General features: G+C 43.2%; 13 protein-coding genes. 9 read left to right on the top strand and 4 right to left on the bottom strand.

Annotation, left to right across the window (positions count from 1 at the left end; genetic code table 11):
* Window positions 1-64: 64 nt before the first annotated feature.
* Window positions 65-1957, top strand: a complete 1893-nt coding sequence (locus tag ACYVNW_RS06000; RefSeq protein ID WP_460678942.1) for a RecQ family ATP-dependent DNA helicase — start codon at window positions 65-67, stop codon at window positions 1955-1957.
* 391 nt (window positions 1958-2348) lie between these two features.
* Window positions 2349-3068, top strand: coding sequence for a head GIN domain-containing protein (locus ACYVNW_RS05995; RefSeq protein ID WP_460678941.1), 720 nt, complete (start codon window positions 2349-2351; stop codon window positions 3066-3068).
* A 5-nt stretch (window positions 3069-3073) separates the two neighbouring features.
* On the opposite strand, the gene ACYVNW_RS05990 is transcribed toward ACYVNW_RS05995, so the two are convergent.
* A complete protein-coding gene (locus tag ACYVNW_RS05990; protein WP_460678940.1) occupies window positions 3074-3319 on the bottom strand; it encodes a hypothetical protein in 246 nt (81 codons plus the stop codon).
* A gap of 183 nt (window positions 3320-3502) precedes the next feature.
* On the opposite strand from ACYVNW_RS05990, the gene tig reads away from it, so the two are divergent.
* The 6 genes from tig to aroC all read left to right on the top strand — a co-directional run bounded on the left by tig (window position 3503) and on the right by aroC (window position 10820).
* Window positions 3503-4852 (top strand): trigger factor, encoded by a 1350-nt coding sequence (gene tig, locus ACYVNW_RS05985; RefSeq protein WP_460678939.1) that lies wholly within the window; start codon window positions 3503-3505, stop codon window positions 4850-4852.
* Between the two features lie 217 nt (window positions 4853-5069).
* Window positions 5070-5789, top strand: a complete 720-nt coding sequence (gene clpP, locus ACYVNW_RS05980; protein ID WP_460678938.1) for an ATP-dependent Clp endopeptidase proteolytic subunit ClpP — start codon at window positions 5070-5072, stop codon at window positions 5787-5789.
* A 97-nt stretch (window positions 5790-5886) separates the two neighbouring features.
* Entirely contained in the window at window positions 5887-7125 is a 1239-nt protein-coding gene (gene clpX, locus ACYVNW_RS05975; protein ID WP_460678937.1) for an ATP-dependent Clp protease ATP-binding subunit ClpX, read from the top strand.
* 129 nt (window positions 7126-7254) lie between these two features.
* Window positions 7255-8118: an AMP nucleosidase gene (locus ACYVNW_RS05970; protein WP_460678936.1), complete on the top strand. Its 864-nt coding sequence runs from the start codon at window positions 7255-7257 to the stop codon at window positions 8116-8118.
* A 106-nt stretch (window positions 8119-8224) separates the two neighbouring features.
* Window positions 8225-9586 (top strand): cystathionine beta-synthase, encoded by a 1362-nt coding sequence (locus ACYVNW_RS05965; RefSeq protein WP_460678935.1) that lies wholly within the window; start codon window positions 8225-8227, stop codon window positions 9584-9586.
* A gap of 142 nt (window positions 9587-9728) precedes the next feature.
* A complete protein-coding gene (gene aroC / locus ACYVNW_RS05960; RefSeq protein WP_460678934.1) occupies window positions 9729-10820 on the top strand; it encodes a chorismate synthase in 1092 nt (363 codons plus the stop codon).
* Here the strand turns inward: aroC and ACYVNW_RS05955 are convergent, their stop codons facing one another.
* The 3 genes from ACYVNW_RS05955 to ACYVNW_RS05945 all read right to left on the bottom strand — a co-directional run bounded on the left by ACYVNW_RS05955 (window position 10821) and on the right by ACYVNW_RS05945 (window position 13119).
* Entirely contained in the window at window positions 10821-11639 is an 819-nt protein-coding gene (locus ACYVNW_RS05955) for a hypothetical protein (protein ID WP_460678933.1), read from the bottom strand.
* A 107-nt stretch (window positions 11640-11746) separates the two neighbouring features.
* Window positions 11747-12481 (bottom strand): heavy-metal-associated domain-containing protein, encoded by a 735-nt coding sequence (locus ACYVNW_RS05950; RefSeq protein WP_460678932.1) that lies wholly within the window; start codon window positions 12479-12481, stop codon window positions 11747-11749.
* A 77-nt stretch (window positions 12482-12558) separates the two neighbouring features.
* Window positions 12559-13119 (bottom strand): helix-turn-helix domain-containing protein, encoded by a 561-nt coding sequence (locus ACYVNW_RS05945; protein WP_460678931.1) that lies wholly within the window; start codon window positions 13117-13119, stop codon window positions 12559-12561.
* 61 nt (window positions 13120-13180) lie between these two features.
* Here ACYVNW_RS05945 and ACYVNW_RS05940 point away from each other — a divergent pair, with 61 nt between their 5' ends.
* The gene (locus ACYVNW_RS05940) at window positions 13181-14740 is read left to right on the top strand and encodes a glycosyltransferase family 39 protein (protein ID WP_460678930.1); all 1560 of its coding nucleotides are present in this window, start codon (window positions 13181-13183) and stop codon (window positions 14738-14740) included.
* Window positions 14741-14759: the final 19 nt, after the last annotated feature.

The raw sequence follows: 14759 nt of genomic DNA, 5'->3' as shown, positions 1-14759 counted from the left end.
AATGGTAGAGGGAGCGAAAATAAAAATAAAGCCTTATATTGAAGCGCAGAGTGCCGCAGCTTACATGATTATAGAAGAAATTTTACAACAATATTGGGGATACAAAACCTTTAGGCCCTTGCAGCAGCAAATCATCGAGGCGGTGCTAAATGGTCACGATACCCTGGCGCTGTTACCTACAGGCGGTGGTAAGTCCATCTGCTTTCAGGTGCCTGCACTGGCTAAACCCGGTATTTGCATCGTGATTTCGCCGCTGATTGCGCTGATGAAAGATCAGGTGGACAATCTGAAAGCGAAAGGGATTGAGGCTATAGCCATTGTATCGGGTATGAACCGCCGCGAGGTAGATATTGCACTGGATAATTGCATATACGGACCGGTAAAATTCTTGTACCTGTCGCCCGAGCGTTTACTTTCTGAGTTGGTGCGCGAGCGTATCAAGTACATGAATGTAAATTTGATAGCCGTAGATGAAGCGCATTGTATTTCGCAATGGGGGTATGACTTCAGGCCGCCTTATTTACATGTGGCAGACCTGCGGGAGCTACATCCCAAAATTCCGGTACTGGCGTTAACGGCTACGGCAACTGCGGAGGTCAAAGAAGATATCCAGCTACGGCTGAAGTTTAAAGCGCCAAACGTATACCAGCAGAGTTTTGAGCGCAGTAACCTGAGTTACCTGGTTTACCAGGAGGAGCACAAGCTGCGCAAAATGATGGAAGTGATTAAAGGTGCCAAGGGCAGCGGTATTATTTACGTGCGTAGCCGGAAGGAAACCTTTGAACTGGCTAAACACCTCAACGAGCATCACATTAAGGCGGATTATTACCACGCAGGGTTGGAGGCCGAGGTTCGTACCCGTAAGCAGGAGGAGTGGAAGAATAACCAAATTAGGGTAATAGTGGCTACCAATGCCTTCGGGATGGGTATTGACAAGCCGGATGTACGTTTTGTAATTCACCGCGATGTGCCTGAGAGTTTGGAGGCCTATTATCAGGAAGCCGGTCGGGCCGGCCGCGATGGTGAACGGGCCTACGCGGTATTACTTTATAACCATGCCGACCGTTTAAAACAGGAAAAAAAGTTTGAGGCCAGTTTTCCATCATTGGAGGAGATTAAGCAGGTATATCATTATCTGGCCAATTACTTCCAGCTGGCATACGAAGCCGGTCAGGGCATGAGCTTCAATTTGGATATCGGTGAGTTTTGCACCCGATTTAAACTGGATGCGCTTAAAGTTTTGAATGCCCTGAAATTTTTAGAGCAGAACGAATACCTGGCTTTTAACGAAAGTGTGTTTCTGCCTTCACGCTTCGAGTTTGAGGTTTCAAACGAAGATTTATATAACTTTCAAATTCAAAACTCTGGTTGGGATCCTTTTATTAAAACGTTGCTGCGCTCTTACGGCGGGGCGTTTGAAAATTATGTGCGCATTCGCGAATTTGATATTGCCCGGCGTACCGGTTTAAATGTGCAGCAGGTAATTGATGCCCTGCAGCAGTTGCATAAAGCCGGTGTGCTAAGTTATTTGCCGCAAACTGATCAGCCACAGGTTACTTATCTGAAACCCAGGGTAAGCCAGCAATATTTACTGATTGATAACCAGTATATTGAGCAGCGCAAGCAAACCTATCAGAAAAAAATGGAAGCGGCGCTGGCTTACGCCGAAACACCGGTTTGCCGCAGTCAGCAGCTATTGGCTTACTTTAACGAGCCGGATGCGCCCAAGTGTGGCAAGTGTGATATATGCCTGCAGGAAAAACGCCAGCAAAACTACGCGCACATCACCGAAATGATTACGGATGAAGTGCTGCAATTATTAAGCGCCGAGCCATTAACCATTCAGCAACTGATACTGGGTTTGAGCAAAGGCGTAAAAAATGAGCAACTGGCGGTTGTTCGTACCTTGCTGGATGCAGGCAGGATTAAAACCAACGGTAATATTTATTACTTGTGATGCAGGCTATTGAGCTATGTTACACAGGTGTTCACGTTCACGTGTTGTGAACGCTCGTGAACGCTTTTATGACGTTTAAGTAGGTAAGAAAAGCTTGCGTTGTAGATGTGTTTTTTCACAAATAACTAATTTATAGTTATATGTGAAGGATTAACTGTTTTCAATTATTTATTAGTGAACGCTCGTGAACACCCGTGAACGTTCATGAACACTGGCATGAACATGTCAGTAAAAAATAAGTCCAATCATTAATTTCGCCTTACCTTTTATTGTAGTGCAACTCAATTGTAATGCCCGGGCTCTGTGTATGTTTATCGCAGAAACTTTATATTTGATGCAACATCAGCTTTGCCGTTGTTGTCAAATCCTGTATCATTTAAATTCAACCCATATGAAACCTGCACTTTCTTTATTCGCTTTGGCTATTGCTGCTACAACTTTAGCTTCTTCATGTAAAAATACGGCTTGTATAAAGGGCTCAGGTCATCAGGCTACAGATAACCGTAAGGTAGATAACTTCAACAAACTGGAAGTAGACGGTGCCTTCAAGGTTACCTTGCATCAGGATAGTTCATTCAGCGTAGCCATAACTGCAGATGACAACTTACTAAAAAACATTAAAACCACCGTAAGTGGCGGGAAGCTGCATGTATTTAATAAGGAAGGGATTTGCAATTCGGGTGAGATGACGCTGAACATTGGTGTTGCAAAACTGGAAGGCATTGATCTTTCAGGCGCCGTTGAACTGGCCTCGGCAGGCAAGTTAAATGTACAGGATATCAGATTGAATTTTGCAGGTTCAAGCCATGTAACTTTGGATATGAATGCGGCTAATGTAACCACCGAAGGCGCCGGTTCAACCGAACTGCACCTCACCGGGCAGGCAACTTCACATCGTATGGATTTATCGGGAAGCAGTCAGGTATCCGCCTTTGATTTTGTAACCGGATCCTATCAAATTGTTTCCGCTGGTGCAAGTAATTGCCAAATCAATGTATTAAAAAGCTTAAAGGTGCAAAGCCATGGCTCTTCAGAGGTTGAATATAAAGGCAATCCAACAGAAGTAGAAAGCAATAAGTCTGAGGCTTCTTCTGTTACCAAGGTAAATTAATCTTATTACATGGGCGGTACCGGTGGCTGTGTATCAGGCACTGGTTTAGGGCGCGAATTAGGTGCCCTGAAAGGCGTAATGCGCGGCGTTGGGGTGCGTGTAGTGGTATCGCTCTGGCGCACACCGCTGGGTGGTACTGCTACATTTTTATCCACCGTTTGGCTGGTGCCTGCTGCTTTACGGGCATGGCAGCCGGCTGCTATAATGCCGAAAGCAAAAGTTCCGGTAATAAGTATCTGCTTAAATTTCATCCGATAGAAAAGGGCTGTTTAAGGCACAACAGCAGATTAACTAATTAGTTTAAGAAACCTGAGTTACTGTTTGCCCAGTTTATAAAATAAATATTTTTATGTACCTTTGCACCCCTAAAGCCGGTATGTGTAAAGAGTTAACCGGCTTTGCTAAAAAAGTTTAATAAAATCCGGTATATAAAGATGAACATCTCACAGGAAAAGAAAGACAATCTGAACGCAACCATCACCGTAAATATCAACGCTGAGGATTACCAGCCACGTGTGGACAAGGCCATTAAAGAGCAAGCCAAAAAAGCAAAGCTTCCGGGATTCCGCCCGGGTATGGTGCCTGCCGGTCATATCAAAAAAATGTATGGCAAAAGCATTCTGGTAGACGAAATCAACAACTTATTGTCTGACACGCTGAACAATTATCTGACTGAAAATAACATTGAAGTACTAGGTCAGCCTTTACCTGATGCTAATGATGACAAAACTTATAACTGGGATTTCACCGATAACTTCGAGTTTAAATACGAGGTAGGTTTAGCGCCTGAATTTACTGTTGACCTGAGCAGCGCCGACCAACTGACCCAGTATGACATCAAGATTGATGACGAAACGTTAGCTGCCCGTATTAAAAACATCCGCCGTAGCTACGGAAAGATGACAAACCCTGACGTATCGGCAGATGATGATGTGCTTTACGCCGAGTTAACTCAGCTTTCGCCTGATGGCTCTGTTTTTGAAGGTGGTATCAGTAATACAACCTCTGTACGCCTGGAGCAGATCAAAGATGCTGAGATTAAAGCTCAGTTGACTGGTGTGAAAAAAGGAGACGAAATTGTATTCGACATTCAGAAAGCTTATGATAACGACGCTGCACGTGTAGCTGCTATCCTGAAAATTGAGGAAGCCGAAGCTGCAGAGTTGAAATCAAATTTCAAGTTAACGGTGAAAAACATCAACCGTTTAGAGGAAAGCGATTTGAATCAGGAGTTCTTTGATAAATTATTTGGTGAAGGTACAGTAACTACTGAAGAAGAATTCAGAACCAAGATTACTGAAGAGCTGGAAAGCATGCAGCAGCAAGACAGCGAGCGCAAGTTACAGCAGGACATTTACAACCTGTCAATCGAAAAAAATAACTTCGCTTTGCCTGATGAGTTTTTAAGACGCTGGTTAAAAGCCACCAACGAAAAGTTGAGCGACGAGGAACTGGCCGGCGGTTATGACGATTTTGCCAAAAACCTGAAATGGACTTTGATTGCCAACAAAATTGTAAAGGATAACAACATCGAAATCAAATACGAAGATGTTTTCCAGGCGGCCAAAGTACGTTTAGATCAGCAGTTCCGTATGTATAGCCCACAGCCGATCAGCGAGGAGCAGTTAGCGCAGTACGCCGTGCAGTTTTTACAAAATCAGGAAAACGCCAACCGCATTTTTGAAGAAGTAAAAGCACAGCGCGTATTTGATTACCTGAAAGGTGTTATTACCATTAACCACCAGGAAATCACCAATACCGAATTTGCTAAATTAGCCGAGTAACCGGTAACGCTTCGTGCGTTGACCGGACACTATACTGATAAAAGCAACCCCTCACCGGGTTGCCTTTATCATAATAAAGCAAACTTACTGTAGTAAGTAATGTTAATAGGGCGGTATTTAACCGCTTCTTTTATATACTTGCAATCCGGCAACACCAAACTTAATACCTAACGAAAGTACAGTATACACACACGAAGCACTAATTACACAAAACCATATGAACAATATTGATAAAAACGAATTCAGAAAATATGCGGTAAAGCATCACCGCATCAGCAGCTTGCATGTAGATAAATTTATTTCAAGCGTTGAGCATAAAATGATGCCGTCAGGTATTGCTTACCCGGTAGGCATGACCCCTTATATTATTGAAGAACGCCAGCTGAATGTGGCGCAAATGGATGTGTTCTCCCGTTTAATGATGGATCGTATCATCTTTTTAGGTGATGCCATTTATGAAAACATTGCCAACATCATCCAAGCACAGTTACTGTTCCTACAATCAGCTGATGCTAAACGTGATATTCAAATTTACATCAACTCACCGGGTGGCTCGGTTTACGCCGGCTTGGGTATCTATGATACCATGCAGTTTGTATCAAATGATGTAGCTACCATTTGTACAGGTATGGCTGCTTCAATGGCTGCCGTATTGTTATGTGCCGGTGCCGATGGTAAACGCGCTGCACTGCCACACTCACGTGTTATGATTCACCAGCCATTGGGTGGTGCACAAGGCCAGGCATCTGATATTGAAATTACTGCCCGCGAAATTCAAAAACTGAAAAAAGAGCTTTATGAGATTATTTCAAAGCACAGCGGTACGCCATACGAAAAAGTTTGGGAAGCATCAGACCGCGACCATTGGATGATTGCTGAAGAGGCTAAAGAGTTTGGCATGGTGGATGAGGTATTACGCGGAAGCAGCGAAAAGTAATTAATCTGGCATTTGCCAAATCATCTGAAACAATAATAGCTTGTTGCTATTATTGTTTCAGATCAATATATTTGAGTATCACAAATCACAATCAGCGATGAACAAGAACAGCAAGGAAATCAGGTGCTCATTTTGCGGAGCCGGTAAACAGGATTCCCTGATGCTGATAGCGGGGCTTGATGCGCACATTTGCGATAAGTGTGTAAACCAGGCTAACGAGATATTAGCCGAAGAGCTGAAGGTTCGTAAAGTTAAGTCTGCGCCTTTAGCACCTACCATATTAAAGCCATCTGAAATCAAATCACACCTCGACCAATACGTAATAGGGCAGGACGATGCCAAAAAAGTATTGGCTGTGGCCGTGTACAATCACTACAAGCGCTTAAACCAGCGGGTGGATAAAGATGAGGTAGAGATTGAGAAATCAAACATCATTATGGTAGGCGAAACCGGTACAGGTAAAACTCTACTGGCTAAAACCATTGCTAAGGTATTAAATGTCCCGTTCTGTATTTCTGACGCTACGGTACTAACCGAAGCCGGTTATGTGGGCGAGGACGTGGAAAGCATATTAACCCGTTTGCTGCAGGCAGCTGATTATGATGTGGCCGCTGCCGAAAAAGGCATTGTATACATTGATGAGGTGGATAAAATTGCCCGCAAAAGCGATAACGCTTCCATTACTCGCGATGTATCAGGTGAAGGTGTGCAGCAGGCATTACTGAAAATTTTGGAAGGTACCATGGTAAACGTACCGCCGCAAGGTGGCCGTAAACACCCCGACCAAAAGATGATTAGTGTAAATACCAGCAACATCTTGTTTATATGCGGTGGTGCTTTCGATGGTATTGATAAAAAGATTGCCAGTCGTTTACGTACTCAAACCGTTGGTTATAAACTGAAGGGTGATGACCACGAAGTAGATTTAAAAAATCTGTATAAGTACATTACTCCTCAGGATTTAAAATCATTCGGCCTGATACCCGAACTGATTGGCCGTTTACCGGTGCTTACGTACTTGAACCCTTTGGACAGGGATGCACTGCAGAACATCCTGACCGAGCCAAAAAACTCTTTGTTGAAACAGTACAAGAAATTGTTTGAATATGAGGGTGTAAAGCTGGAGTTCGAAGAAGATGTACTGGATTTTGTGGTTGATAAAGCCATGGAATTCAAGTTAGGCGCACGTGGCTTACGCTCTATTTGCGAATCTATTATGATTGACGCCATGTTTGAGTTTCCAAGCAAAAAAGATGTGAAGCGTTTTACTGTAACGTTGGATTACGCCCGCGAAAAGTTTGAAAAATCAGATTTGAAAAAATTAAAGGTGGCTTAACCTTAAAAACATAAGCCAACCTGTATATTTGTTATACAACACGCCCTGGTTAATTCAATTAACCGGGGTTTGTTGTTAAAAAACGACCTGTTCCCGCAGGTTAATGGTTTCACCTAACTCCATATAAATATGAATGAAGAAATAGATATCAAGAAAGATCCGGAAATCGTAGAGCAATCAAAAAAAGTAAAAGAAGTACAGAGCCCGGTAAAATCAGGTTTAAAAACCAAAGAAGCTATTGTAGCCAACTGGCTTCCACGTTATACAGGCCGGCCGCTTGATAAATTTGGCGACTATATTATTCTCACCAATTTTTCGAAGTACTTGCAGTTGTTTTCTGAGTGGCATAACAACGAGCCGATTATGGGCTTGGATAAGCCGATGCAAAGCGTTACAGCCGATGGTATTACCATCATCAACTTTGGCATGGGCAGCTCTGTAGCTGCAACCGTAATGGATTTGCTGACTGCTATTAAGCCTAAAGCAGTAATATTTTTGGGCAAATGCGGTGGCTTGAAGAAAAAGAATGCTGTAGGCGATTTGATATTGCCTATCGCGGCCATCCGTGGCGAGGGTACCTCTAATGATTACTTACCTGCCGAAGTTCCGGCACTGCCATCATTTGCTTTGCAAAAAGCCATATCCACCACCATACGCGATTTTTCGCGCGACTACTGGACAGGCACCTGCTATACCACCAACCGCCGCGTTTGGGAGCACGACAAGGAGTTTAAGAAGTACTTGAAAGACTTACGTGCCATGGCTGTAGATATGGAAACGGCTACCATCTTTACAACCGGCTTTGCCAACAAAATTCCAACCGGTGCATTGCTGCTGGTATCAGATCAGCCCATGATTCCGGAAGGCGTAAAAACTGCCGAAAGTGATTCGAAGGTAACCGAGCAATATGTAGAAACACATTTAAAGGTGGGTATTCAATCGTTGAAGCAATTGATTAACAACGGGTTTACCGTAAAGCACCTGAAGTTTTAATTAAAGACTCATAACTCGGCTAAAACCTGAATCTCTACCTAATGGGTAGAGATTTATGACGTTTGACTGGTCAAATACTCAGCACAATTTTGCAAATTTGTAACATATGTGGTACAATAACATACTCGAAACCATTGGCGATACGCCACTGGTAAAACTGAATAAAATTACAAAGGATATAAAGGCAACGGTTTTAGCCAAAATTGAAACTACCAATCCCGGCAATTCCATCAAAGACCGTATGGCCCTTAAAATGATTGAAGATGCCGAAAAGGATGGCCGCCTTAAACCGGGGGGAACCATCATTGAAGGTACTTCGGGCAATACTGGCATGGGTTTGGCAATTGCTTCAGTTATTAAAGGTTACAAATGTATTTTTACCACTACAGATAAGCAATCAAAAGAAAAAGTAGACGCCTTGCGTGCCTTCGGTGCCGAGGTAATTGTTTGCCCTACCAACGTTGATCCTGAAGATCCACGCTCTTATTATTCTGTATCCTCACGTCTGGAACGTGAAGTCCCTAATTCATGGAAGCCAAACCAGTATGATAACCTGTCGAACGCCCAGGCACATTATGAAGAAACCGGCCCGGAGATTTGGGAACAAACGGAAGGGAAAATTACGCACCTTGTTGTGGGTGTAGGTACCGGCGGTACCATTTCCGGTACAGCCCGCTATCTAAAAGAGAAAAATCCGAACATCCAGGTATTGGGTATTGACACCTACGGCTCAGTATTTAAAAAATATAAGGAGACTGGTATTTTCGATAAGAACGAAATATATCCGTATATCACTGAAGGTATAGGCGAAGACTTTTTACCGCAAAATGTTGATTTCACCTTAATTGACCATTTTGAAAAAGTGAGCGATAAAGACGCCGCCCTGATGACCCGTGAGATTGCCCGTAAGGAAGGGATATTCGCCGGCAATTCAACGGGTTCTGCTGTTGCAGGTGTAATCCAGATGAAAGACCGCTTTAAGGAAGGTGATGTTGTGGTAGTTATTTTTCCTGACCACGGCTCACGCTACATGGGTAAAATGTATAACGACGACTGGTTGCGCGAGCGTGGTTTCCTGAAAGATGAGAAGCTTACCGCCCGCGATATCATCAGTAAAAAGGAAAGCACAGAAATCATTACTATTGATAGTGAGAAGACGGTTTTAGAGGCAATCAATACCATAAAAACGCTTAATATTTCTCAAATTCCGGTTACGCAGCAGGGCATGGTGATTGGGAAAATCACGGAGAGCGATATATTGAGTTCGTTGCTCGAAAACCCGTCAATGAAATCGCAACCGGTAAAGGTCATCACCACCACACCGTTTCCTTTTGTGGATTTGAATACATCTATCGATAAAATATCAGCAATGATTAATAAAGATAACATCGCAGTGCTGGTAGAAGATGAACACGATAATATTGAAATAATTACCCAATATGATATACTGAACGCAATGGCAGTTTAGTACGATCAGGCAAGAAACACAAAGGCCGGTAAGCATTTACCGGCCTTTGTACGTTCTGGACGGTTATTGCGCAAAAATTCACATATTTGCATAGCAAAGTCTTTTATCCTTTGTCTATATTTCTTCATAATCCGGTACAACTATGGCAGGCAATTCTTTCGGGCAATTATTTCGTATTACCACCTTCGGCGAATCGCATGGCGTAGCCATTGGGGTTATTATTGATGGTTGTCCGGCAGGAGTGGAGTTAGACCTGGATTACATTCAGGCAGAGCTTGATAAGCGTAAACCGGGGCAATCAAAAATTACCACCCAGCGTAAGGAGAGTGATACGGTACAAATACTTTCGGGTATGTTTGAAGGTACAAGCACGGGCACCCCAATTGCCATGCTGATACCGAATGAAGACCAGCGCTCCAAAGATTACAGTCATAACCAGGATGTTTTCCGGCCATCACATGCCGACTATACTTACCAAACTAAATACGGCATCCGCGACCATCGGGGTGGAGGTCGATCATCAGCCCGTGAAACCGCTGCGCGGGTGGCAGCCGGTGCTGTTGCCAAACTGTTGCTTAAGCAGGCAGGTATTGATGTGCTGGCCCATGTAAGCAGTGTTGGTAAAATTGATGCGCCTAATGTTGATTTCAAAAACGCTGAAAATTTCATCTCGGTTCGCGAAAGCAATATTGTGCGCTGTGCTGATCCGGCCACTGCCGAAGAGATGATTGCACGCATTGATGAAATACGCAAGCAGGGCGACACTATTGGCGGTAAAGTGAGCTGTTATATTACCGGCTGCCCGGTGGGCCTGGGCGAGCCGGTGTTTGATAAGCTGCATGCCGATTTAGGTAAAGCCATGCTGAGCATCAACGCCGTACATGGTTTTGAATATGGTTCGGGTTTTACAGGCAGCGAGATGCTGGGCTCTGAACATAACGACATCTTCATCAGAAACAGCGAAGGAGCTGTGCAGACGCTTACTAACTATTCAGGAGGCATTCAGGGCGGGATTAGTAATGGTATGCCTATTGAGTTTAAAGTTGCTTTTAAACCTGTGGCCACCATCATGACTAACCAAAATACCATTGATGCCGAAGGTAATGCAGCCCAAATTCAGGGTAAGGGCCGGCATGATCCCTGTGTGGTTCCCCGTGCCGTACCCATTGTAGAAGCTATGGCTGCTTTGGTATTGGCTGACCATCTCTTAAGGGATAGGGCAGTTAGGTTATAATTAGCGAATTGATTTCTTTTCCTGCGCTTTAATGCTGTTCAACGCTTTCATCAGGTAGTGAGGTTTAACCACATTGGCAACCTGTGAGTTACCGAACGCTAAAATGCCTGCAAAGTAAATTTGATTATTTTGCGTATAAAATACCGGGCTGCCTGAATATCCTGGTCCTATTTGTTCGTAACGAGCATAACCTACCCGGTAGTTAACTTCGTCGGTTTTGCCATCTTCCAAACGGAGGGCATATTTCGATGATATACTGGTTAAAGCGGTGAGTGTTGACCGGACAGGCGGCAGTGCCAGGGAAGCAGCCTTGGTTTTTAAATAATGCGCCGGATAGCCATAAGTGGTTAATATACCACTAACCGGAATACTGCTAATGCCGTTTAAAAACTTATTGATCGGATTGATTTGATAGCCAGCCGGGATATGTGCTTCATACAGGCATAAATCCGGCTCTTGTGTATAGGGCACAGAAGGGCTTTTGTATACAACATTTCTAATATTCAACGCAAAGAAGTCAAAAGTGCTGCTTCCTCTTTTTAATAATCTGATGTACCACTGTTTTGGGAAGTAAGTTTCATAATCATGGCCATTCCAGCCCGAAAACACGTGGCTGGCAGTAGCCAGATAAGTTTTACCATTATAGCTCACAAAAAATCCGGTAGCTTTTACAATGCCGTAAGGTTTTACGGCAGGATAAATGTCACCGTACAACAAGTAAGAGTATTCGGCCAAACTGGGTTCTTTGTTCAGCTTTTGCTGGCCGAATATACCCGTCCATACAAGTAACAGTGCACAACAAAGGTGAAAAAATTTCATCGAGGCGGAGCAATAAATAATAATGCTGGGCAATAGTACAGATTGCACAGCATTATTATTTAATGGATTTAAATTTATGATGTAACAAAAGCTGCAAATACCAACGTCTATATCATCTGGTATAACATGATACCACTCATGGCAATCATCAGCCCGTCTTCAATAATGGTAACAGTACTCATGGGCAGGTTAAATACGGCGCCCAAGCAGGCGCACTGGATAGAACGCTTATTCAATACCGTTTGCAATACGCCTACAATGCTTACCAGCATTACTATAAATGCCACCCCATTAGTAATTACCGGGTTAAAATCAGTAGCATAAGCTATGCCCAAAGCCAGTTCAATAAGCGCATAAATGTACCCCCAGCTTTTAAATTTACGGGCAACTACATCATACATCTGGTAGCTGTCGGCAAAGCCATCCAGGTTTAATAATTTGAAGAAGGAAAATGTAAGGAAGAAGCCCGCCATGAACACACGCATAGCCACTATCCAATCGAAACCCAAAACAGTATTGCCGGCAATTAACGAGATGGTTAACAAGTAACCAAATATGAGCACAATAGGCTTATACGTTTCTAACCACGAGCGGGTGTCATCGTTAGTTGCACTATCGTGGTAAGTTTCAGTAGCCGCTTCGCTTAATTGATATTTTGGATAATCTTTTAACGCCAGTTGAAAAGTGCTGGCAGACAAATGCGAGGTCATTTCGATGGTTGCCTCGCCTTTAGCCAAATCTACCTCTGTACCGGTAACGCCGGGCACCTGGCTCAGTAAATGTTGAACTTTATATTGGCAGCCGGCACATGTCATGCCGCTGATTTGATAAGTATGTGTCATAATTAATTTAATAAACACAAAGATAGGGGGTAACAGCGCTTACACTGTTACATAATTTTATGTGTTCTTTGCATTATTTACAGGTCTTCAATGCGATGCCGCTTTTTGCTTCCAATCGCTTTGAAATGTCCGGGCGTTAAGCCAGTTAATCTTTTGAACTGGTTAGATAAATGTGCTACACTGCTATAGCCCAGCTGGTGGGCAATTTGGCTTAATGTAAGCTCGTCATATGTAAGCAGTTCCTTCGCTTTTTCTATCTTTTGTTGAATATAAAATTTTTCTACCGTGTTACTTTCCAGTTCAGAGAATGTATTGCTGAGGTAGTTGTACTCGTAAGGTATTCTTGCTGTTAAATAGTCGGATAAATTGGTTTTGATTGGTTGGGTTTGATGATGAACCAGGTCAATAATTAAGGTTTTTATCTGGTTAACAATACCGCCTTTATAACTGTCAAGCAATTCAAACCCCAAATGCTTAAGTTTTAGGTTGAGTTGCTGCAAATCATCAGCGCTGAGGTTTTCTTCAATAATTGCCTCGCCCAAGTGCACTTCTTTAACAGTGTAACCTGCCTGTCTGAGCAAATCCTCAACAGCCATTAGGCAGCGGCGGCAAACCATGTTTTTAATATGTATTTTCATATCAGGCAGATAGACCCATTATATAATGGAAAGTAATGTATAATTTTAGGGCAACACAACCATGTCAGCCTTACAAAAATACAAGCTTCAAAGCTACTACACTCTTTTACTTGCGTTTGTTGCATTAAAATTACTGCTTAACTTTTTAGCCGCTCCGCACTTTGGCTTTCACCGGGATGAACTGCTGCATTTAGCCTTGGGCGACCATTTGGATTGGGGGTATAAAGAGGTGCCTCCATTAATTGGGTTATTAGCTAAATTGAGTATTACGTTATTCGGCAAATCGCTGATAGCAGCCCGTATATTTCCTGCTATTGCTGCCGGATTAATAGTGTGGTTTACCGGTTTAATGGTGATAGAATTTGGCGGCGGCCGGTTTGCTGTAGCCCTGGCATGTTTGAGCCTTATTTTTTCACCTGCGTTTTCTGCCAGCGATTACCTGTTTCAGCCTGTGGTATTTGATCAGCTATGGTGGGTAATTTCTGCATGGCTTACTGTGAAATGTATAAACAGCGGGCGAAGAATGTACTTATACGAGTTGGGTCTGGTTGTTGGCTTAGGTATGCTTACCAAATACAGTATGGCGTTTTTTGCCTTCGCTTTATTAATTGGCGTATTGGCTACACCGCAACGTAAACGGTTTCTTAACAAAACTACATTATTAGCCTTACTCATAACCGCCATCGTTTTTTTACCTAATATCATATGGCAGTACCTGCATCACTGGCCGGTAATTACCCATATGCGCAAGTTGAAAGCTGAACAGCTGGATTACGTTAACCCTGCTGATTTCATCATTCAGCAATTTTTGGTAAACGGTTTAGCCGGGCTAATCTGGATGATAGGCTTAATTGCCGTACTAACAAGCAGGTATTTGAAACCCTATAGGTTTATTGGCCTGGCTTATTTGTTAGTTTTTATTTTCCTGTTAAAGATGAATGGTAAAGCTTATTACCTCTTCGGTGCTTATCCCATGTTGTTCGCTGCCGGAGGGGCAATACTATCGCATTGGGTCAATAAATGGAAACCTGTTTTACTTGGAGGTTTACTTTTTTTAGTGGTAGTTCCTAATCTGCTGTTGCTGCCAATTGTATTGCCTGTTTTGCCTATTAGCCAAACCAAGCGCTTTTTTACTTATGTTCATCAGCACTTCAAATCTTTAAACTTTACTACTACCTGGGAAGATCAAAAAATACATCCCATCACCCAGGATTATGCCGACATGTTTGGTTGGGAAGAAATGGTTCAGAAAACGGCAGCAGCTTATCATCAGCTATCACCTGCACAGCAACGCCAAACCGTAATATTTACCGACAATTACGGCGAAGCAGCAGCCATACATTATTACCATAAGCAATACAAATTGCCTGATGTGGTAAGTTTGAACAGCAGCTTTGCGCTTTGGGCGCCGGCTTGGCTAAAAGCAAATCATATACTTTATATCAGCGATGATAACGATGTAAGTGATTTGCAGCCGTTATCAGGCAAAATCGTTAGGGTTGGTGGTGTTGAAAACAAAACCGCCCGTGAGTACGGCACCGGTATATTTTTAATCACGGATGTTAAGCCCGGTTTGGGGGCAATTTACCATCAGCACTGGGCAAAAGAGGCCAGTCAGTAAATACTGACTGGCCTCTTTT

It is taken from the genome of Mucilaginibacter koreensis (genome assembly GCF_054783355.1).
Note: the sequence above shows the minus strand (reverse complement) of the source record. Positions and strands in the feature narration are given on the sequence as shown.

Coding starts and splice junctions, on each gene's coding strand:
- ACYVNW_RS05940 (WP_460678930.1), top strand. CDS start 13,181: ATGTCAGCCTTACAAAAATACAAGCTTCAAAGCTACTACACTCTTTTA.
- ACYVNW_RS05965 (WP_460678935.1), top strand. CDS start 8,225: ATGTGGTACAATAACATACTCGAAACCATTGGCGATACGCCACTGGTA.
- ACYVNW_RS05970 (WP_460678936.1), top strand. CDS start 7,255: ATGAATGAAGAAATAGATATCAAGAAAGATCCGGAAATCGTAGAGCAA.
- ACYVNW_RS05945 (WP_460678931.1), bottom strand. CDS start 13,119: ATGAAAATACATATTAAAAACATGGTTTGCCGCCGCTGCCTAATGGCT.
- aroC (WP_460678934.1), top strand. CDS start 9,729: ATGGCAGGCAATTCTTTCGGGCAATTATTTCGTATTACCACCTTCGGC.
- ACYVNW_RS05990 (WP_460678940.1), bottom strand. CDS start 3,319: ATGAAATTTAAGCAGATACTTATTACCGGAACTTTTGCTTTCGGCATT.
- clpP (WP_460678938.1), top strand. CDS start 5,070: ATGAACAATATTGATAAAAACGAATTCAGAAAATATGCGGTAAAGCAT.
- ACYVNW_RS05950 (WP_460678932.1), bottom strand. CDS start 12,481: ATGACACATACTTATCAAATCAGCGGCATGACATGTGCCGGCTGCCAA.
- ACYVNW_RS05995 (WP_460678941.1), top strand. CDS start 2,349: ATGAAACCTGCACTTTCTTTATTCGCTTTGGCTATTGCTGCTACAACT.
- tig (WP_460678939.1), top strand. CDS start 3,503: ATGAACATCTCACAGGAAAAGAAAGACAATCTGAACGCAACCATCACC.
- ACYVNW_RS06000 (WP_460678942.1), top strand. CDS start 65: ATGATTATAGAAGAAATTTTACAACAATATTGGGGATACAAAACCTTT.
- ACYVNW_RS05955 (WP_460678933.1), bottom strand. CDS start 11,639: ATGAAATTTTTTCACCTTTGTTGTGCACTGTTACTTGTATGGACGGGT.
- clpX (WP_460678937.1), top strand. CDS start 5,887: ATGAACAAGAACAGCAAGGAAATCAGGTGCTCATTTTGCGGAGCCGGT.